Origin of the sequence: Falsihalocynthiibacter sp. SS001, assembly GCF_042445055.1 — a bacterium.
GTDB lineage: Bacteria > Pseudomonadota > Alphaproteobacteria > Rhodobacterales > Rhodobacteraceae > Falsihalocynthiibacter.
Window position 1 is genome coordinate 536,457 of the sequence record NZ_CP170339.1, and the last position, 17,894, is coordinate 554,350.

Annotated in this window: 30 protein-coding genes; 28 read left to right on the forward strand and 2 right to left on the reverse strand. The window is 51.6% G+C overall.

The window, feature by feature from the left end:
* Positions 1–51: 51 nt before the first annotated feature.
* The gene (locus ACFE33_RS02575; protein WP_380056497.1) at positions 52–753 is read left to right on the forward strand and encodes an SDR family NAD(P)-dependent oxidoreductase; all 702 of its coding nucleotides are present in this window, start codon (positions 52–54) and stop codon (positions 751–753) included.
* Positions 754–850: 97 nt separating this feature from the next.
* Here ACFE33_RS02575 and ACFE33_RS02580 read toward each other — a convergent pair whose 3' ends face one another.
* The gene (locus tag ACFE33_RS02580; RefSeq protein ID WP_380056500.1) at positions 851–1,651 is read right to left on the reverse strand and encodes a class I SAM-dependent methyltransferase; all 801 of its coding nucleotides are present in this window, start codon (positions 1,649–1,651) and stop codon (positions 851–853) included.
* A 300-nt stretch (positions 1,652–1,951) separates the two neighbouring features.
* Between ACFE33_RS02580 and rplB the strand changes: the two genes are divergently transcribed.
* The 5 genes from rplB to rplP are packed head-to-tail and all read left to right on the forward strand — an operon-like array spanning position 1,952 to position 4,592.
* Positions 1,952–2,794 carry a 50S ribosomal protein L2 gene (gene rplB, locus ACFE33_RS02585; protein WP_380056503.1) on the forward strand — a complete coding sequence of 281 codons (843 nt, stop codon included), beginning with the start codon at positions 1,952–1,954 and terminating at the stop codon, positions 2,792–2,794.
* Positions 2,795–2,797: 3 nt separating this feature from the next.
* Complete coding sequence (gene rpsS, locus ACFE33_RS02590) at positions 2,798–3,076, forward strand: 30S ribosomal protein S19 (RefSeq protein ID WP_263954409.1); 279 nt, start codon at positions 2,798–2,800, stop codon at positions 3,074–3,076.
* 3 nt (positions 3,077–3,079) lie between these two features.
* Positions 3,080–3,460: a 50S ribosomal protein L22 gene (gene rplV, locus ACFE33_RS02595; protein WP_380056507.1), complete on the forward strand. Its 381-nt coding sequence runs from the start codon at positions 3,080–3,082 to the stop codon at positions 3,458–3,460.
* Positions 3,460–4,167 (forward strand): 30S ribosomal protein S3, encoded by a 708-nt coding sequence (gene rpsC, locus ACFE33_RS02600; protein ID WP_380056510.1) that lies wholly within the window; start codon positions 3,460–3,462, stop codon positions 4,165–4,167. The genes rplV and rpsC overlap by 1 nt, the downstream gene beginning before the upstream one ends.
* A gap of 11 nt (positions 4,168–4,178) precedes the next feature.
* The gene (gene rplP / locus ACFE33_RS02605) at positions 4,179–4,592 is read left to right on the forward strand and encodes a 50S ribosomal protein L16 (RefSeq protein WP_380056513.1); all 414 of its coding nucleotides are present in this window, start codon (positions 4,179–4,181) and stop codon (positions 4,590–4,592) included.
* 80 nt (positions 4,593–4,672) lie between these two features.
* On the opposite strand, the gene ACFE33_RS02610 is transcribed toward rplP, so the two are convergent.
* Positions 4,673–5,293 carry a 2OG-Fe(II) oxygenase family protein gene (locus ACFE33_RS02610; protein ID WP_380056516.1) on the reverse strand — a complete coding sequence of 207 codons (621 nt, stop codon included), beginning with the start codon at positions 5,291–5,293 and terminating at the stop codon, positions 4,673–4,675.
* A gap of 241 nt (positions 5,294–5,534) precedes the next feature.
* On the opposite strand from ACFE33_RS02610, the gene rpmC reads away from it, so the two are divergent.
* The 22 genes from rpmC (at position 5,535) to ACFE33_RS02720 (ending at position 17,816) form a co-directional block, all read left to right on the forward strand.
* Positions 5,535–5,738, forward strand: a complete 204-nt coding sequence (gene rpmC, locus ACFE33_RS02615; protein ID WP_380056519.1) for a 50S ribosomal protein L29 — start codon at positions 5,535–5,537, stop codon at positions 5,736–5,738.
* A gap of 10 nt (positions 5,739–5,748) precedes the next feature.
* Positions 5,749–5,979: a 30S ribosomal protein S17 gene (gene rpsQ / locus ACFE33_RS02620; RefSeq protein ID WP_380056523.1), complete on the forward strand. Its 231-nt coding sequence runs from the start codon at positions 5,749–5,751 to the stop codon at positions 5,977–5,979.
* 73 nt (positions 5,980–6,052) lie between these two features.
* On the forward strand, positions 6,053–6,421 hold the full coding sequence (gene rplN / locus ACFE33_RS02625; protein WP_348131539.1) for a 50S ribosomal protein L14: 369 nt from the start codon (positions 6,053–6,055) through the stop codon (positions 6,419–6,421).
* 1 nt (position 6,422) lies between these two features.
* Complete coding sequence (rplX, locus tag ACFE33_RS02630) at positions 6,423–6,728, forward strand: 50S ribosomal protein L24 (protein WP_380056526.1); 306 nt, start codon at positions 6,423–6,425, stop codon at positions 6,726–6,728.
* Positions 6,728–7,288: a 50S ribosomal protein L5 gene (rplE, locus tag ACFE33_RS02635; protein ID WP_380056528.1), complete on the forward strand. Its 561-nt coding sequence runs from the start codon at positions 6,728–6,730 to the stop codon at positions 7,286–7,288. Before rplX ends, rplE begins: the two co-directional genes overlap by 1 nt.
* 21 nt (positions 7,289–7,309) lie before the next feature.
* Complete coding sequence (gene rpsN / locus ACFE33_RS02640) at positions 7,310–7,615, forward strand: 30S ribosomal protein S14 (RefSeq protein ID WP_380056531.1); 306 nt, start codon at positions 7,310–7,312, stop codon at positions 7,613–7,615.
* Positions 7,616–7,627: 12 nt separating this feature from the next.
* A complete protein-coding gene (rpsH, locus tag ACFE33_RS02645; RefSeq protein ID WP_380056534.1) occupies positions 7,628–8,020 on the forward strand; it encodes a 30S ribosomal protein S8 in 393 nt (130 codons plus the stop codon).
* Positions 8,021–8,029: 9 nt separating this feature from the next.
* Entirely contained in the window at positions 8,030–8,563 is a 534-nt protein-coding gene (rplF, locus tag ACFE33_RS02650) for a 50S ribosomal protein L6 (protein ID WP_380056537.1), read from the forward strand.
* Between the two features lie 11 nt (positions 8,564–8,574).
* A complete protein-coding gene (rplR, locus tag ACFE33_RS02655) occupies positions 8,575–8,934 on the forward strand; it encodes a 50S ribosomal protein L18 (protein ID WP_380056539.1) in 360 nt (119 codons plus the stop codon).
* A 102-nt stretch (positions 8,935–9,036) separates the two neighbouring features.
* Positions 9,037–9,621 carry a 30S ribosomal protein S5 gene (gene rpsE / locus ACFE33_RS02660; protein WP_380056541.1) on the forward strand — a complete coding sequence of 195 codons (585 nt, stop codon included), beginning with the start codon at positions 9,037–9,039 and terminating at the stop codon, positions 9,619–9,621.
* Between the two features lie 11 nt (positions 9,622–9,632).
* Complete coding sequence (gene rpmD, locus ACFE33_RS02665) at positions 9,633–9,821, forward strand: 50S ribosomal protein L30 (RefSeq protein WP_380056544.1); 189 nt, start codon at positions 9,633–9,635, stop codon at positions 9,819–9,821.
* Positions 9,822–9,927: 106 nt separating this feature from the next.
* Complete coding sequence (locus ACFE33_RS02670; RefSeq protein WP_380056547.1) at positions 9,928–10,215, forward strand: hypothetical protein; 288 nt, start codon at positions 9,928–9,930, stop codon at positions 10,213–10,215.
* Positions 10,216–10,254: 39 nt separating this feature from the next.
* Positions 10,255–10,713 carry a c-type cytochrome gene (locus ACFE33_RS02675; protein ID WP_380056549.1) on the forward strand — a complete coding sequence of 153 codons (459 nt, stop codon included), beginning with the start codon at positions 10,255–10,257 and terminating at the stop codon, positions 10,711–10,713.
* A gap of 246 nt (positions 10,714–10,959) precedes the next feature.
* Positions 10,960–11,439, forward strand: a complete 480-nt coding sequence (gene rplO / locus ACFE33_RS02680) for a 50S ribosomal protein L15 (RefSeq protein WP_380056552.1) — start codon at positions 10,960–10,962, stop codon at positions 11,437–11,439.
* A 103-nt stretch (positions 11,440–11,542) separates the two neighbouring features.
* The gene (gene secY / locus ACFE33_RS02685) at positions 11,543–12,901 is read left to right on the forward strand and encodes a preprotein translocase subunit SecY (RefSeq protein WP_380056555.1); all 1,359 of its coding nucleotides are present in this window, start codon (positions 11,543–11,545) and stop codon (positions 12,899–12,901) included.
* Positions 12,898–13,542, forward strand: coding sequence for an adenylate kinase (locus ACFE33_RS02690; RefSeq protein WP_380056557.1), 645 nt, complete (start codon positions 12,898–12,900; stop codon positions 13,540–13,542). The genes secY and ACFE33_RS02690 overlap by 4 nt, the downstream gene beginning before the upstream one ends.
* Positions 13,543–13,751: 209 nt before the next feature.
* A complete protein-coding gene (gene rpsM / locus ACFE33_RS02695; RefSeq protein ID WP_380056560.1) occupies positions 13,752–14,120 on the forward strand; it encodes a 30S ribosomal protein S13 in 369 nt (122 codons plus the stop codon).
* Positions 14,121–14,134: 14 nt separating this feature from the next.
* On the forward strand, positions 14,135–14,524 hold the full coding sequence (gene rpsK, locus ACFE33_RS02700) for a 30S ribosomal protein S11 (RefSeq protein ID WP_380056562.1): 390 nt from the start codon (positions 14,135–14,137) through the stop codon (positions 14,522–14,524).
* A gap of 119 nt (positions 14,525–14,643) precedes the next feature.
* Positions 14,644–15,660, forward strand: coding sequence for a DNA-directed RNA polymerase subunit alpha (locus ACFE33_RS02705; protein WP_380056565.1), 1,017 nt, complete (start codon positions 14,644–14,646; stop codon positions 15,658–15,660).
* 137 nt (positions 15,661–15,797) lie between these two features.
* Complete coding sequence (rplQ, locus tag ACFE33_RS02710; protein WP_380056567.1) at positions 15,798–16,214, forward strand: 50S ribosomal protein L17; 417 nt, start codon at positions 15,798–15,800, stop codon at positions 16,212–16,214.
* A gap of 338 nt (positions 16,215–16,552) precedes the next feature.
* Entirely contained in the window at positions 16,553–17,164 is a 612-nt protein-coding gene (locus ACFE33_RS02715) for an autoinducer binding domain-containing protein (RefSeq protein ID WP_380056569.1), read from the forward strand.
* Between the two features lie 64 nt (positions 17,165–17,228).
* Positions 17,229–17,816, forward strand: a complete 588-nt coding sequence (locus tag ACFE33_RS02720) for an acyl-homoserine-lactone synthase (protein WP_380056572.1) — start codon at positions 17,229–17,231, stop codon at positions 17,814–17,816.
* Positions 17,817–17,894: the final 78 nt, after the last annotated feature.

Consider the following 17,894-nt stretch of genomic DNA (forward strand, 5'->3'; position numbering starts at 1 on the left):
TTCAGAATTCCGAGAAATTATGGTATAATCGTGATTCCTGGGAGGTTCGTCATGCCAAAGACAGCACTTATTACCGGAGCATCCAGTGGAATAGGGCGGGGTACCGCCATAAAGCTAGCATCCCAAGGTTGGCATATTTTGGCGCACGGTCGGCAATCAGGTGCTCTGCATGAGACAGTTGATCTGGTGAAAGAGGCGGGGGGCACGGGGGAATTTGTTACCGCAGAGATGGGTGATATGGACGAGTTGTCCCGTCTCGCGAAATGGGTGCTAGACCATCGGCAGCTAGATGCATTTATTCATTGCGCCGCAAAGTTTACCTATGGCGAGATATCCACGGATAGATTCGAAGACTGGGATATTTCGATCAATCAGGTGCTTAGGGGGACGATGCGATTAACTGCTTACCTTTTGCCAGCTCTCAAAGAGGCCGAAGGCGCGATAGTCTATATTTGTGGTCCCACCAGTTGGTTGGGATGGAAGAACCACGGAATCCATTGTGCGCTGCGCCATGCGCAAGTCGGGTTCGCTAAGGCGCTATTTGAGGAGGTTCGCGAGGATGGTGTTAGGGTCACTTTGGTCCACCCCGGTTTTGTGAATACACCGGCCGTCAACGACAAGGGAAAGAACCGCGATTTAATGATCCAGCTTGAGGATATCGCGTCCATGATTGCCACTTCTATCGCATTGCCGAACACGACATGTGTTACGGAATTTACTCTTCGGCCACAGAGATCGCCTTACGTGTCCTAGTTTAGGCTGTTCTGGTTAGTTGCGTTTTCGCGAAATCCCGTGAGAAACACGCCCGCCCCAATGGTTCTGAGCCTTATTGCCTTTGATATAGTTTGTCTTAGGGCTTGCGGCTAATTGCTGTCGCGAAGACTTGATAGCCGTAGAGTTGTTTTGCATCCGCGCGGCGCCGATATTCTGCAATAAGACCGTCAAACAGCGCTTGCCCAATCTCTCCTTGATCGAACATTTTTTGACATGTTGCTTGTACCCATGGAAGCATTTGATCGTTGTCCAAGACTGTGCGGCTTTGAACTTCGAAATGATCCAACTGGAGTCCCTCTGCGGCGATCAACTTGCGAACTTTCGCGACGAAGAATGGATCTGTCACGAACCCTTCGACAAACGCTTTTGCGCACGCTTCAAGTGGATCTCCCGGTCCTCTCCCAAGCGTTGCCTTAGAAAAGTCGGCGTCGCAGACGACAAGTTGGCCCCCTGATTTCAGGACGCGTTTTGCTTCGGCGATGAGTGATTCCGGGCGCGTAACATGGGTGAGCACAGTATGCATTATGACGTTATCGACGGATTTGTCAGGAAGCGGAAGCGCTGCACCATCGGCAACCTTGAACTCCAAGTTTTCAAGGCCCTCGGCTCTGTTTCGGGCTTCCGCGACAAAACCGGTTGAAGGCTCAAAGCCAATAACTTTGCTAGGATTGGCGAATGATGCAATTCTGCGAGAAACAGCTCCGGCGCCAGAGCCAACTTCAATCGTTAGGGAGTCTTCGTTAAACGCGAGTTGGCTAAGATAGCTGGAAACAATCTTTTCCATCGTTGGATCCGATTGGCGAACGTCCATTGCCTCTGCAAATGAAGCGACAAATTCCTCGCCCGCTGCGTCCACGTCTTGAAAAGGGTCTGGCATTCGCTTGCTCCTCATCAATTGAGTGCTGTGAATGTCGCATATTTTGCTGTATCTGTGAAGTTAACTCGTCGAGACGCGCTTTTCAGCGCCGATGACCGAAATAATCATACCAGCGGTATAGACCCCCCCTTTTTATTCTGATACTCCGCGCCAATGGTTCTCGGCCTCAGATTCGTTCTGGGGCTTATTGCCTTTGGAATAGGGGTCTTCGGGCCTTATGAAATTGGCCACCTTCGGGGGGCTCACACCGCGAAATTTCCCGTTGGGGAGTATCGCACAGCTAAACGGAAGACAGAAAGCATGGCACTAAAGTCGTATAAACCGACGACGCCAGGCCAGCGTGGGCTGGTTCTGATCGACCGTTCGGAGCTTTGGAAAGGACGTCCAGTCAAGGCCCTCACACAGGGTTTGACTAAATCGGGCGGCCGGAACAACACCGGGCGGATCACAATGCGTCGCATTGGTGGGGGTGCGAAGCGCCTTTACCGTATCGTTGACTTCAAACGCAACAAACTGGATGTTCCAGCCACCGTTGAGCGGATCGAATATGACCCGAACCGCACGGCCTTTATCGCGTTGATCAAATATGAAGATGGTGAGCAGGCATATGTTCTCGCTCCTCAGCGTCTCGCAGTAGGTGACAAAATCATCGCGTCTGCAAAAGCTGACATCAAACCAGGTAACGCAATGCCTTTCTCTGGCATGCCTATCGGTACAATCGTACACAACATCGAGCTTAAGCAAGGCAAAGGCGGTCAGATCGCTCGTGCCGCTGGTACATACGCTCAGTTTGTTGGTCGTGACGGCGCTTACGCGCAAATCCGCCTTTCATCCGGCGAATTGCGTCTGGTCCGTCAAGAGTGCATGGCAACTGTTGGTGCAGTTTCCAACCCAGACAACATCAACCAGAACATCGGTAAAGCCGGTCGTAACCGTCACAAGGGCATCCGTCCTTCGGTTCGCGGTGTTGCGATGAACCCGATCGATCACCCACATGGTGGTGGTGAAGGTCGTACGTCTGGTGGTCGTCACCCGGTTACTCCTTGGGGTAAACCAACTAAAGGTGCGCGCACTCGTAACAAGAACAAAGCGTCTAGCAAGCTCATCGTACGCTCGCGTCACGCCAAGAAGAAGGGGCGTTAATTCATGTCTCGTTCTGTATGGAAAGGTCCATTTGTTGACTCTTACGTGCTTAAGAAAGCCGAAAAGAGCCGCGAATCTGGCCGTAATGAAGTTATCAAGATTTGGTCCCGTCGTAGCACGATCCTGCCCCAATTCGTGGGTCTGACTTTCGGTGTTTACAACGGCCATAAGCATATTCCCGTAAACGTCACAGAAGACATGATCGGTCAGAAGTTCGGTGAGTACTCGCCAACTCGGACTTATTACGGTCACGCTGCTGACAAAAAAGCGAAGCGGAAATAAGTCATGGCAAAAGTTAAAAACGCACGCCGCGTGGCTGACAATGAAGCAATGGCGAAAGTCAAAATGCTTCGCACGTCCCCACAGAAGCTGAACCTTGTTGCGGCAATGATCCGTGGCAAGAAAGTTGACAAGGCTCTGACAGACCTGACCTTCAGCAACAAACGTATTGCTGCTGATGTTAAGAAATGTCTCCAGTCCGCAATCGCAAACGCAGAAAACAACCACAACCTGGATGTTGACTCGCTTGTTGTTGCAGAAGCCTATGTTGGTAAGAACCTCACACTCAAGCGTGGACGTCCACGTGCGCGTGGCCGGTTCGGCAAAATTCTGAAACCATTCTCAGAGCTAACAATCACGGTTCGCCAGAATGAGGAGCAAGCATAATGGGTAATAAAGTAAATCCAATTGGCATGCGCCTTCAGGTTAACCGTACTTGGGATAGCCGCTGGTATGCCGACACCAAAGATTTTGGTGATCTTCTTCTCGAAGACATCAAGATGCGCGAGTTCATCAAGGAAGAATGCAAGCAAGCTGGCATCTCCCGCGTGATCATCGAGCGTCCACACCGCAAATGCCGCGTGACTGTTCACACAGCACGCCCTGGTGTGATCATCGGTAAAAAAGGCGCTGACATCGAGGGCCTTCGCAAGAAGCTCGCAGCACTCACAGACTCTGAATTGCACCTCAATATCGTTGAAGTTCGCAAGCCAGAGATGGACGCTGCACTTGTTGGTGAAAATATCGCACAGCAACTTGAGCGCCGGGTTTCGTTCCGTCGCGCAATGAAGCGTGCGGTGCAGAACGCAATGCGTATGGGCGCCCTCGGCATCCGTATCAACCTTGCGGGTCGCCTTGGTGGCGCAGAGATTGCGCGTACCGAGTGGTACCGCGAAGGTCGCGTGCCATTGCACACACTGCGTGCCGACATCGATTACGCACACTCCGAAGCGATGACTGCCTATGGTATCATCGGGATCAAAGTCTGGATCTTCAAAGGTGAGATCATGGAGCACGATCCTTCGGCACATGAGCGTAAGCAACAGGAACTCCAAGAAGGCCCAACACCTCGCGGTGCCGGCGGCCGTCGTTAAGGAGAAGATAGATGCTTCAACCAAAACGCACCAAATTCCGCAAAATGTTTAAAGGCCGTATTCACGGTCAAGCAAAAGGCGGATCGACGCTAACGTTTGGTACATATGGCCTCAAAACCGTTGAACCAGAGCGTATCACAGCGCGTCAAATCGAAGCTGCGCGTCGTGCAATGACACGCCACATGAAACGTCAAGGCCGTGTGTGGATCCGGGTATTCCCAGATCTTCCAGTTACCTCGAAGCCAACCGAAGTTCGGATGGGTAAAGGTAAAGGTTCTGTCGATTTTTGGGCAGCAAAAGTTAAACCAGGCCGTATCCTCTTTGAGATCGACGGCGTTGACGAAGTAGTTGCACGTGAGGCGCTTCGCCTTGCAGCGATGAAACTTCCAGTGAAGACCCGTACGGTCGTTCGCGAAGACTGGTAAGACATCCGTCCTGATGGACGAAAAAGGCCCCCGCTGAGAGATCAGCGGGGGCCTTTTTGTTTGTCAGTCATAAACTGTGTCTATCGCCAAGCGTAATTGAAACTGATGCTGATGCGCTCTTCTTCGGCCATGTTCATCGGGACTTCGTGGCGCAGCCAGCTCTCCCAAAGTAAAACATCGCCAGCGTTCGGTGCTTCGTATACAAAGCTGCGTTGATCGCGTCGCGCACCAGATTTACGGGTCGGGGCAGCCATCATCATGGCGGAGCGTGGATCTTCGTATTTAATCGCGCTCGCACCCTCGGGTACCTTCACGTATGTCGTGCCGCTGATCACACTATGTGGGTGGATGTGCGAGGTATGAATCCCGCCTTCGGGCAGGATATTGATCCAGATGTTGTCTAGCACGATTTCGCGCCCGTCCAGATCAAACTCCAGATCCTCGACAAAGGCCGCAACGTGTTTGTCCAGAACCTTCACGAGTTCCTCAAAGATCGGGAAGCGCCAGCCGAGATCGGTAAGCGACGCATAGCTCGTATATCCGGGGAAATCGTGCTCTTCGCACCATTGCTGGCCGGCTTCGTCATCTTCGGCGATGGAAAAGCAAGAGGAGTCGAGTTCTGACGTGTCTATAGAGTCGCCGAACTCGTTTAGAGTGGCGCGATAGAGGCGGGTAACAAAGAGAGATTCGATTTTAGGCATAAGAGTTTCATAGACCCGCAGGCCCAGCTGGGCAAGTATTGCTACTTGATTGCATAAATTGGCTTGTTTTCTCAGGAAAGCCAAAGTTCCCCTTGCCCTCATGCCGACTCCCTCCTATAGAGGCCCATCTCGCGGATTCCGAGCTTTCGGGATTCGTGTGTTTGCTATTCATCCACCAGATTTTTGGTGACCCTGAAATACCGTCAGGGGCCGGCTGGTGTTTTGAGAAAGGAAGAGGCGCATGAACGCCAATGAACTACGTGATAAGACGCCGGACGAGCTCCAAGAAGAGCTCGTTAAGCTTAAGAAAGAATCGTTTAACCTGCGGTTCCAACAAGCAACGGGTCAACTTGAGAACACTGCACAAGTAAAAGCCGCACGTCGTGCAGCTGCTCGTGTAAAAACAATTCTGAACGAAAAGGCCGCGCAAGCGGCTGGCGAATAGGAGCCACGATATGCCTAAACGTATTTTGACTGGCACTGTTACAAGCAACCAAAACGCACAAACAGTTACTGTTTCTGTAGAACGTCGCTTTACGCACCCCGTTTTGAAGAAAACCATTCGTAAGTCCAAGAAATACCGGGCTCACGATGAACAGAACGCTTTCAACGTTGGTGATACAGTTCGTATCCAAGAATGTGCACCAAAGTCGAAAACGAAGCGCTGGGAAGTTATATCCGCTTAATGCGGGAACTTCGTAGTATTACGAAACCCTGGGGACAAGCCAAGGAAGGCCCCCATAGGTCGGGAGAAACCGCATGATCCAGATGCAGACCAATCTCGATGTTGCTGATAACTCAGGCGCTCGCCGAGTTCAGTGCATTAAGGTTCTGGGTGGTTCCAAGCGTAAATACGCTTCCGTAGGCGACATCATTGTCGTTTCGGTTAAAGAAGCCATCCCACGTGGTCGCGTTAAAAAAGGCGACGTCCGTAAGGCCGTTGTTGTACGCACCGCAAAAGAAGTACGTCGTGAAGATGGCACAGCGATCCGTTTTGATCGCAATGCTGCTGTTATTCTTAACAACTCGAACGAGCCAGTAGGTACACGTATCTTTGGGCCCGTTGTTCGTGAGCTGCGCGGCAAAAACTTCATGAAAATCATCTCACTCGCGCCGGAGGTGCTGTAAGATGGCTGCTAAATTGAAAAAAGGCGACAAAGTCGTCGTTCTTGCTGGCAAAGACAAAGGTAAAGAGGGTGCAATCGCATCTATCGACCCTAAGGCTGGCAAGGCCGTAGTTGAAGGCGTAAATGTTGCGATCCGTCACGTTCGTGCGTCGCAAAACAGCCAAGGCGGTCGTACGCCAAAGGCTATGCCAATTCAACTTTCTAACCTCGCATTGCTCGATTCCAAAGGTAAGGCAACTCGCGTTGGCTTCCGTGAAGAAGACGGCAAAAAAGTCCGTTTCGCGAAGACAACAGGGGAGACTGTATAATGCTTGATACTGCAAACTACACACCTCGTCTGAAGACTGTTTACGCTGACAGCATTCGTTCTGCTCTTAAAGAAGAGTTCAACTACAAGAACGATATGATGATCCCTAAGCTTGAGAAAATCGTTCTTAACATGGGTATCGGCGAAACAACTCGCGACACCAAAAAGATCAAATCCGCTGAGGCTGACCTCACTGCGATTGCTGGTCAAAAGGTTCTCATCACAAAAGCCAAGAAGTCCATCGCTGGTTTCCGCGTTCGTGAAGATATGCCTCTTGGTGTTAAAGTGACGCTTCGCGGCGATAAGATGTACGAATTCCTCGACCGTCTGATCACCATTGCTATGCCACGTATCCGCGACTTCCGCGGCATCTCTGGCAAGAGCTTTGATGGTCGTGGCAACTATGCCATGGGTCTGAAAGAGCACATCGTTTTCCCTGAGATTGAGTACGACAAAGTCGACGAAATCTGGGGCATGGATATCGTAATGGTCACCACCGCAGAAACTGACGCGGAAGCAAAGGCGCTGTTGAAGCATTTCAACATGCCCTTCAACAGCTGATCGCGGAAGGAAAGGTTAGACATGGCTAAAAAAGCAATGATCGAACGCGAAAAGAAGCGCGCACTCTTGGTGGAAAAATACGCCGCCAAACGTGCTGAGCTTAAAGAAATCGCAAACGATGAAAGCAAGACAATGGAAGAGCGTTTCACTGCTCGCCTGAAGCTTGCTAAACTTCCTCGCAATTCGTCCGCGACACGGCTTCACAACCGTTGCCAGCTGACGGGTCGTCCTCATGCTTACTACCGTAAGCTCAAAGTCAGCCGTATCGCGCTGCGGGAACTTGGTTCGAATGGCCAAATCCCCGGCATGGTCAAGTCAAGCTGGTAAGGGAGAGTCGATATGAATGATCCTATCGGTGATATGCTCACCCGTATCCGCAACGCTCAAATGCGTGGTAAGTCGACGGTGGAAACACCTGCTTCTAACCTCCGCGCATGGGTTCTGGACGTACTGAAAGCAGAAGGCTACATCCGTGGCTATGAAGCTGTGACTGGTAAAGATGGCCATCCGGCTCTTGAAATCGGTCTTAAGTACCTTGAGGGCACTCCTGTTATTCGCGAACTTCAGCGTGTTTCGACACCTGGCCGTCGTGTTTACGCGGGCGTTAAAGACATTCCACTTGTCCGTCAGGGCTTGGGAATTTCCGTTGTCTCCACACCTAAGGGTGTGATGTCGGACGCAGCAGCGCGCAATGCCAATGTTGGCGGCGAAGTGCTCTGCACCGTATTCTAGGAGGATTGGATGTCTAGAATTGGTAAGAAGTCCGTCGCGTTGCCCTCTGGCGTTTCAGCCACGGTATCCGGACAAAAAATCGAAGTTAAAGGCCCCAAGGGCACTTTGAATTTCACTGCAACTGACGATATCTCGATCGTTGTAGCGAATGATGAAGTATCCGTTGAGCCACGCTCCAAATCGAAGCGTGCGCGTCAGCAATGGGGTATGTCACGTACTTGTATCCAGAACCTGGTTACCGGTGTGACTGACGGCTTCAAGAAAGAACTCGAAATCAACGGCGTTGGTTATCGTGCACAAATGCAAGGTAACACACTCAAGTTGAGCCTCGGGCTCTCTCACGAAGTTAACTTCGAAGTTCCGGCAGGTATCACTGTCACGACGCCGAAGAACACACAGATCCTTGTTGAAGGTATCGACTCTCAACTTGTTGGCCAAGTTGCGGCAAATATCCGCGAATGGCGTAAACCCGAGCCCTACAAAGGCAAAGGCATCAAGTATAAAGACGAGTACATCTTCCGCAAAGACGGTAAGAAGAAGTAAGGACCCAGGAAATGGCAAACAGCAAAAGAACTCTGTTTCTGAAGCGCCGCCTGCGCGTTCGGAACAAACTTCGGAAGTTGGCAAATGGACGTCCGCGTCTGTCTGTTCACCGTTCGAACAAGAACATCAGCGTACAGTTGATCGACGACGTAAACGGCGTAACAATCGCTTCGGCTTCTTCTCTCGAGAAGGATCTGGGCATTGTTGGCAAGAACAACGTCGAAGCAGCGACAAAAGTAGGCGCAGCTATTGCTGAGCGTGCGAAAAAAGCTGGTGTTGAAGATTGCTACTTTGATCGTGGCGGCTTCCTCTTTCACGGTAAAGTTAAGGCTCTGGCCGAAGCTGCACGTGAAGGTGGCTTGAAGTTCTAAGAAATGTGGGTGGCGGTGACGCCACCCCGATGATCCGGGGGGCCTTGGCCTCACTTGGATTGTGATAATTCGGCGCCAAGCGCCTATTGAAAGGAATGCCTCATGGCAGAACGTGAAAATCGTCGGGGAAATCGTCGCGACCGCGAAGAGACCCCCGAATTTGCAGATCGCCTCGTTGCGATTAACCGTGTTTCCAAAACCGTCAAAGGTGGTAAGCGCTTTGGTTTCGCAGCTCTCGTAGTTGTGGGCGACCAAAAAGGCCGCGTTGGTTTTGGTAAGGGTAAAGCGAAGGAAGTTCCTGAAGCTATCCGTAAAGCAACAGAGCAAGCCAAGCGTCAGCTTGTGCGCGTTCCATTGCGTGAAGGCCGTACGTTGCACCACGATGTCGAAGGTCGTCATGGCGCTGGTAAAGTCGTTATGCGTACAGCACCACAAGGTACTGGTATTATTGCCGGTGGTCCAATGCGTGCCGTATTCGAAATGCTCGGTGTTCAGGATGTTGTTGCGAAATCTATCGGTTCGCAAAACCCTTACAACATGATCCGTGCAACAATCGACGGCCTCACAAAAGAGAGCAGCCCTCGTATGGTCGCACAACGTCGTGGCAAAAAAGTTGCTGATATCCTTCAAAAGGATTCTGCACCTGCTGCTGAGGCTCCGGCCGAAGCAGAAGCTGCTGACGCATAAGGAGAGACATCATGGCTAAAACTATCGTTGTAAAACAGATTGGTTCTCCAATCCGTCGCCCCGCCAAACAGCGTCAAACGCTTATTGGTTTGGGCCTCAACAAGATGCACAAAACCCGCGAGCTGGAAGATACACCAGCCGTACGTGGCATGGTCGCAAAGATCCCCCACATGGTAGAGATCATCGAAGAAAAAGGTTAAGTCCTTTTTTGAGAAATCTAAGAAACGCCCTCGGTTTTCCGTGGGCGTTTTTTGTTGCCAGATCACCGCTCTTGAGGCGCTCTGTCGTTAGGAATAAGGTGACTGAATGAAGTTCCTGTTCGCCCTTTCTCTGATCATGGCCGTGTTTTTCGCGCATACCCTGCCGATGCAATCGCGTGAAAGTGTTGCCATGGATGCACCACATCACGAGGTGGCGTGTTGTGAGGCGGGTGAGGTAATGCATGCTCCATCATGTGCGCTTTGTGTTGTCGCCAATCAGGAGGGTCGCGTGGCGTTCGAGAGGTCGCACAAGCGGTTCGTTTTCGTAGCGCAGGATTGGGGAGCTGTAGAGTATCGGCACGCTCCGCCACAGGGTCCTCCGCGACAGTTGTAGTTCGCACGAAACTACAACTTTCAACGAATGGAAAAACCTATGAAAAAACGATTGATAATCGCAACAAGTGTAGCGGCTTTCGCGGCGGGTGGAGCATGGCTCTATGCTTCGGGTGAAACGAAAGAGGCAGTGGCATTAAGCAGCGATGTGGCCACGCTTCAGCTAGGAAAAGACGTCTACGCAGAGAATTGTGCTTCGTGTCATGGCGCGAACCTTGAGGGTCAACCCAATTGGCGAGAGCGAAATGCCGAGGGGCGCTTGCCAGCGCCGCCACATGACGAGAATGGGCATACATGGCACCACGACAGCGAAGCGCTCTTTAACATAACCAAGTATGGTGTCGCGGCGATGATTAGTGATGACTCCTATCAGACGGATATGCCGATTTACGATGGTGTCTTGTCCGATGAGGAAATTATGGCGGTGCTGAGTTATATCCGTTCAACTTGGCCTGAGCACATTCAGCAAGCCTATGATGCGCGCGAGGCATCTCGCTAAAAAATTGCGCCCCAGTCAATTTTGGGGCGCAAACACTCGCGAAGCTGTTCATAGTTGCATCGACTGTTCGCCATACAACTTCCTGCGATATACGGAATAAGGTGATATCGCCAGTCTGCTCTTGAACCTTGGGCGGCATGGGTGTAACCACGCGCGGTGGCCACTATTGGCTACAGAATCAATCGCAACGCCGTGTTTGCTCCTTTGGTCGCTCTTGGGGCAGTTCCGGCAAGAAGGAGTAGCGACATGAAATTGAATGAACTGCGCGACAACCCAGGCGCAACAAAATCCCGTAAACGCGTTGGCCGTGGTCCTGGCTCTGGCACTGGTAAAACTGGTGGCCGTGGTATCAAAGGTCAAAAATCCCGTTCGGGTGTAGCGATCAAAGGTTTTGAAGGCGGTCAAATGCCTTTGTACCAACGCCTTCCAAAGCGTGGTTTCAACAAGCCTAACCGCAAGAAATTCGCCGTTCTGAACCTCGGTCTTATCCAGAAGTTCATCGACGAGAAGAAACTCGACGCAAAAGCAGCAATCACCGAAGACGTGCTTGTGGCTTCTGGTCTGGTTCGTCGCAAGCTTGACGGCGTGCGTGTTCTTGGCAAAGGCGAGATCACATCCAAGGTCACAATCGAAGTGACTGGTGCTTCTGCTGGTGCCATCGAGGCTGTTGAAAAAGCTGGCGGTAAAGTGACTGTTACAGCAACACCTAAGGCAGCGGCTGAATAAGCGCTTGTGAGCGGCCCTTTCGCCGCTTACATACAACTAAGTTTTCCAGCGCCGCCGACCGGGAAATGGTCTGGCGGCGCTTTTCGTGACAGGGAGAGGCCGAATGGCATCTGCAGCAGAGCAAATGGCAGCCAACATGAGCTGGGGGGCCTTTGGTAAGGCAACCGAGCTTCGCCAACGTATCGTTTTCACTATCGGTCTGTTGATCGTCTACCGTTTGGGGACATATATCCCCGTTCCTGGTATCGACGGCGCAGAGCTGCGTAACTTTATGGAGGGTGCAGCCTCCGGTATCGGCGGTATTCTGTCGATGTTCACCGGGGGTGCGTTGAGCCGGATGGGTATTCTTGCCCTCGGGATCATGCCTTATATCTCTGCTTCGATTATCATTCAGCTTCTCAGCGCCATGTGGGCCCCACTTGAGCAACTCAAGAAAGAGGGTGACGCTGGCCGCAAGAAAATCAACCAGTATACGCGTTATGCGACTGTGTTCCTCGCGACGTTTCAGGCATATGGCCTCGCTGCCAGCCTTGAGGCGGGGAATCTCGTGACCGATCCGGGCTGGTTCTTCCGTATTTCGACTGTTGTGACACTTGTTGGCGGCACAATGTTCCTTATGTGGTTGGGCGAGCAGATCACCGCACGCGGCATCGGTAACGGTATTTCCTTGATTATCTTCGTCGGGATTATCGCAGAGCTTCCTGCGGCGCTTACGCAGTTCCTTGTGCAGTCTTCTGAGACAGGCGCGAACCCGTTGATCGTTGTTGGGGCCTTCATTATGGTCTTGGCGGTGGTCGCGTTCGTGGTCTTTATGGAGCGAGCGCTGCGCAAGATTCATATTCAGTACCCACGTCGCCAAGTTGGCATGAAGATGTACGAGGGCGGCAATAGTCACCTTCCGATCAAGGTGAACCCCGCTGGTGTTATTCCTGCGATTTTCGCAAGCTCGTTGCTTCTGTTGCCAACGACACTCGCGACATTCTCCGGAAGCTCAACCAACACGTTCCTCTCGTTTGTCCTTGCGTACTTTGGACCGGGAAAGCCGCTTTATCTTCTGTTCTTTACGGCAATGATCGTGTTCTTCTCGTTCTTCTACACAAAGAACGTGGCGTTCAAGACCGAAGACGTTGCAGATAACCTTAAGAACCAAGGCGGCTTTATCCCCGCGATTCGTCCGGGCAAGAAAACAGCCGAATATCTGGACAAAGTTGTGACCCGTATTTTGGTCATCGGTTCGGCCTACCTTGCGGCAGTTTGTCTCCTTCCTGAGATTCTGCGTTCCCAACTTTCGATTCCCTTCTATTTTGGCGGTACTTCAGTATTGATCGTTGTTTCCGTAACGATGGACACGATCCAACAAGTTCAGTCGCACATGCTGGCGCACCAGTATGAAGGACTGATTGAAAAATCGCAGTTGCGCGGGAAACGGCGTGGCGGAAAAAAAGGGACGGCTAGACGATGAACATAATCCTTTTGGGGCCACCCGGCGCCGGTAAAGGAACCCAAGCCCGTATCCTCGTTGAGGAGCGTGGTATGGTGCAACTTTCGACGGGAGATATGCTGCGGGCTGCCAAGACCTCTGGCACAGAGATGGGCAACAAGGTTGCCGCTGTGATGGAAGCGGGCGAGCTGGTGACAGATGAGATCGTCATCGGTTTGATAGAAGAGCACCTTGCGACAACCAAAAGCGAAGGCGGTTTCATCTTTGATGGCTTCCCACGCACCTTGGCGCAGGCAGATGCTCTTGGAGAGTTGCTCGCACGTGTTAACCTGAAGCTCGACGCGGTCATTGAGATGCGCGTTGAGGATGACGCCCTCGTGAAGCGGATCTCTGGTCGCTATACCTGCGGGAACTGCGGCGAGGGATATCACGACGACCTTAAGCAGCCTAAAGCTGAAGGCGTTTGCGATGTCTGTGGTGGTACCGACATGGTTCGCCGCGCGGACGACAACGAAGATGCGCTCAAGACACGCCTCATGGCCTACTATCGCGATACTTCACCTTTGATCGGTTACTACTATGCCAAAGGCGATCTGGAGCCTATCAACGGCCTCGGAGAAATCGACGAAGTTGCCCAAGCAATTCGAGCAATATTGGATTAGGGCGAACGTGGGTTGACGTTCGCGTGAAAAGAGCTTAATTCGAGCCTTCTCAATAGAGAATCGGCTGTTGTGTCTGGAAACGCGATCCTAATGCAACTATTTGGTCGAAAATAGAAATTCAGCGTAGCCCGCAGGAGAGAATCCTTCGGGCTTATGTTGTGAAAAAAGGTTCTGGAAATACGGAACCGCAACAAAAAGGAATGTATAACGTGGCACGTATCGCCGGCGTAAATATCCCGACCCACAAACGGGTCCCGATTGCCCTGACTTATATTACCGGAATCGGTACAACTTCTGCACAAGCTATCTGTGAAGCCGTAGGCATCGACGCATCCCGTCGTGTAAACGAGCTTTCCGATGGTGAAGTTCTGTCCATTCGTGAGTTCATCGACGCTAACTATGCTGTCGAAGGCGACTTGCGTCGTGAGACACAGATGAACATCAAGCGTTTGATGGATCTCGGTTGCTACCGTGGCTTGCGTCACCGTCGTAACCTTCCTGTTCGTGGTCAACGTACACACACGAACGCTCGCACTCGCAAAGGCCCCGCAAAGGCTATTGCTGGTAAGAAGAAATAAGGAGGGTTTGATCAATGGCACGTGAAAAAGTCCGTACAAAGAAAAAAGAGCGCAAGAATATCGCTTCTGGTGTTGCGCATGTGAACAGCTCGTTCAACAACACCAAAATCCTGATTTCTGACGTTCAAGGTAACGCAATTTCTTGGTCTTCTGCTGGCACCATGGGTTTCAAAGGCTCTCGTAAGTCTACTCCCTATGCTGCTCAGATGGCTGCTGAAGATGCAGGTAAGAAAGCACAAGAGCACGGCGTGAAAACGCTCGAAGTCGAAGTGCAAGGCCCAGGTGGCGGTCGCGAAAGCGCCCTTCGTGCCTTGGCTGCGATTGGCTTCAACATCACTTCTATTCGTGACGTTACGCCAATGGCTCACAACGGTTGTCGCCCTCCAAAGCGTCGCCGCGTTTAACTCTAAGCAATCTCGGGCCTGGAATTTATTTCGTACGCACAGGTCCGAGATTGTTATTTTGAACCTCGGGTGTTTCGAGCTTAGGGACATGGGCTTGAAACAAGAATGGAGGCGACAGCATGATCCACAAGAACTGGCAAGAATTGATTAAACCAACGCAGTTGGACGTGAAGCCGGGCAACGAGCCCGCGCGTCAGGCTACTGTGATTGCCGAACCGCTTGAGCGCGGCTTTGGTTTGACATTGGGCAATGCTCTGCGTCGCGTGCTTATGAGCTCGCTTCAGGGTGCTGCAATTACCAGTGTCCAAATTGACAATGTATTGCACGAGTTTTCCTCGATCTCAGGCGTTCGCGAAGACGTAACCGATGTGGTGTTGAACCTCAAAGGTGTCGCGATCCGTATGGAAGTTGATGGTCCTAAGCGCGTTTCGATCTCGGCCAAAGGCCCGCAGGTTGTGACCGCTGGCGATATCTCCGAAAGCGCTGGCATCGAAGTTTTGAACAAAGATCACGTTATTTGTCACCTCGACGAAGGCGCTGATTTGTTCATGGAGCTTACAGTTGAAACTGGCAAAGGCTATGTTTCCGCTGATAAAAACCGTCCAGAAGATGCACCGATTGGCCTTATGCCTATCGATGCGATTTTCTCGCCTGTGAAGCGCGTGTCTTACGACGTGCAGCCAACACGTGAAGGTCAAGTTCTGGACTATGACAAGCTAACGTTGAAGCTTGAAACAGACGGCTCGATCCCACCAGAAGACGCTGTAGCATTTGCTGCACGTATTCTTCAGGATCAATTGGCAACATTCGTTAACTTCGACGAGCCAGAAGCTGCTGGACGTCAAGAAGAAGACGATGGCCTTGAGTTCAACCCGCTTCTCCTTAAGAAAGTGGATGAGCTTGAGCTTTCCGTTCGTTCCGCTAACTGCCTGAAAAACGATAACATCGTTTACATCGGCGACCTCATTCAAAAGACAGAGGCAGAGATGCTTCGTACGCCAAACTTCGGCCGCAAGTCTTTGAACGAGATCAAAGAAGTGCTTTCTGGCATGGGGCTGCACCTCGGCATGGATGTCGAAGACTGGCCACCGGACAACATCGAAGATCTCGCGAAGAAATTCGAAGATCAATTCTAAGAATACCGGGGCAGGCCAATGGTCTGCCCCACGTACAAATGCCCGGAATGCCGGGGAATATCAGGGCATATGCCCCAAGGAGAGTGGCTGACACGCATCGGTCACCAGACAAAGTAAAACGCTAAAGGAGATGAACCATGCGTCACGCAAGAGGCTACCGCCGTCTAAACCGTACTCACGAGCACCGTAAGGCGCTCTTCGCCAACATGGCGGGCTCGCTCATCGAGCACGAGCAAATCAAAACAACATTGCCAAAAGCCAAAGAGCTTAAGCGCGTTATCGAGAAGCTTGTCACACTTGGCAAACGCGGCGATCTACACGCACGCCGTCAAGCTGCTTCGCGCCTCAAGCAGGACCAGTATGTTGCGAAACTTTTCGACGTACTCGGCCCACGCTACAAAGACCGCCAAGGTGGTTATGTTCGCGTTCTTAAGGCTGGTTTCCGTTATGGTGACATGGCGCCAATGGCGATCATCGAATTCGTTGACCGCGACGTTGACGCGAAAGGCGCAGCTGACAAAGCACGCGTTGCAGCAGAAGAAGCTGCTGAATAATTCAGCACAATTGAATGTGCAAAACTAAAAAAGCCCCGCCAAAACTGGCGGGGCTTTTCTGATAGGATAGGCCCGAAACTAGGTCGTTGGCTCTATCCCGGAATGGCGCTTTGCAAACAATCGTTCTATCTTCTCGGCGGTCTCTTCAAGCGTTGGTTTACTGGTAAAAGATGCCCCTAGAAACTCAAGGAGTTCCATTCGAGCGTTACTGGGCAATGCATTGAGCTTGTTCTTTAAATCCGTGTCGAGTGTTATCACTGTTACCATCACAAATTACAAAGTTCCATGTAGTTACACTTTAAGGTTGACTGGGATTCGAGCAACTTGTCTAAAAAGACATGTCCAGTAAGATAGGCCTTGATTTAGAACTTCATAAGCTCTCGTTGCTCGCGCCCGCGGGTTACTTTGTAGGGCTGCACATTCGCTTTGCGTCACCGTTGTTGTCATTCCAAACGTATGACCAGCGATGGTTGGACCATTATACCGAGCAAGGGTACGCGCTTCGTGACCCGACAATTGCTTGGGGGTTTAGTACTGAGGGAGCTAGCCGTTGGCGGGATTTCGGATTTCCGGACCCGTTCAACATCCTAGGACAAGCCAAGGAGTATGGTTTGGATTACGGATTAACAGTTTCCTGTGGCCCGATTTCTTCTCGGACGATCGCCAGTTTTGCGCGTGTTGATCGCGAGTATACAGATAGCGAGATTGAAGAGATCTCGTCCATAGTTCGTCGGCTTCATGACCTAACGGAGCCGCCGGAGAGCCTCACAAGGGCTCAAGTTGAGGCCCTGCGATGTATTGCAGACGGCGATCGACATGCGGCGGCAGCTGCAAAATTGAATATCTCAGAAAGTGCCCTCAAAGCACGCTTAACAGCGGCTCGTCAGAAACTGCTTGCTCGGACGACCGCTGAGGCCATTCAACGCGCAAAGGATTACAAGCTGCTTTAACCGTTTAGGATCGTTGTTTGATCGTGGGGCTTGATTTTTAACAAAACCAAGCTGGGGGATTACCATGCAAACAACTACTCTATCTTTTGAAAATATGCACCATCACGGCGAACTCTTTGCGAACTTGTTTCGCGCACGCAAGCAGTCGTTTATCGTGCAAAAGAACTGGGACCTGCCCGAAGCAATGGGCATGGAATATGATCAATACGACACTCCTGCGAGTCGTTGGATCGCAATTCACGAGTACGGCGAAGTTTATGCCGGGATGCGCCTCACTCCTACGAACGCGCAATGTGGTATTTACAGCTATATGATCCGGGACGCACAGCGCGGACTTCTCGGAACGATCCCGCAAGACCTGCTCTATGATGAAGCGCCGGTAGACCCCAACGTTTGGGAAAGCACGCGCGTCTTTGTTTCGCACAGCACGCCTCAACGCATTCGCCGTCGTGTACATGCCTATATGGTCATGGCGATGTTGAAGTCAGCTCGTGAACTTGGCGCTACGCGTCTGGTTGCGTTGACTGCTGCGAACTGGCCTCGTTGGTTTGGACGCTGCGGACTTGAGGCAGAAGCAGCCGGTCGCACGATGTTTATTGGTGATGGTGATTACCAGTGTGTGAACATTAACCTGAGCTCGAAGCTGCACTAATGCTGTTCAACGCGAAAAAGGACCCTTGTGTACACGGGGGTTCTTTTCCCGACAAAGACATCGCTTTCCACCATGTTA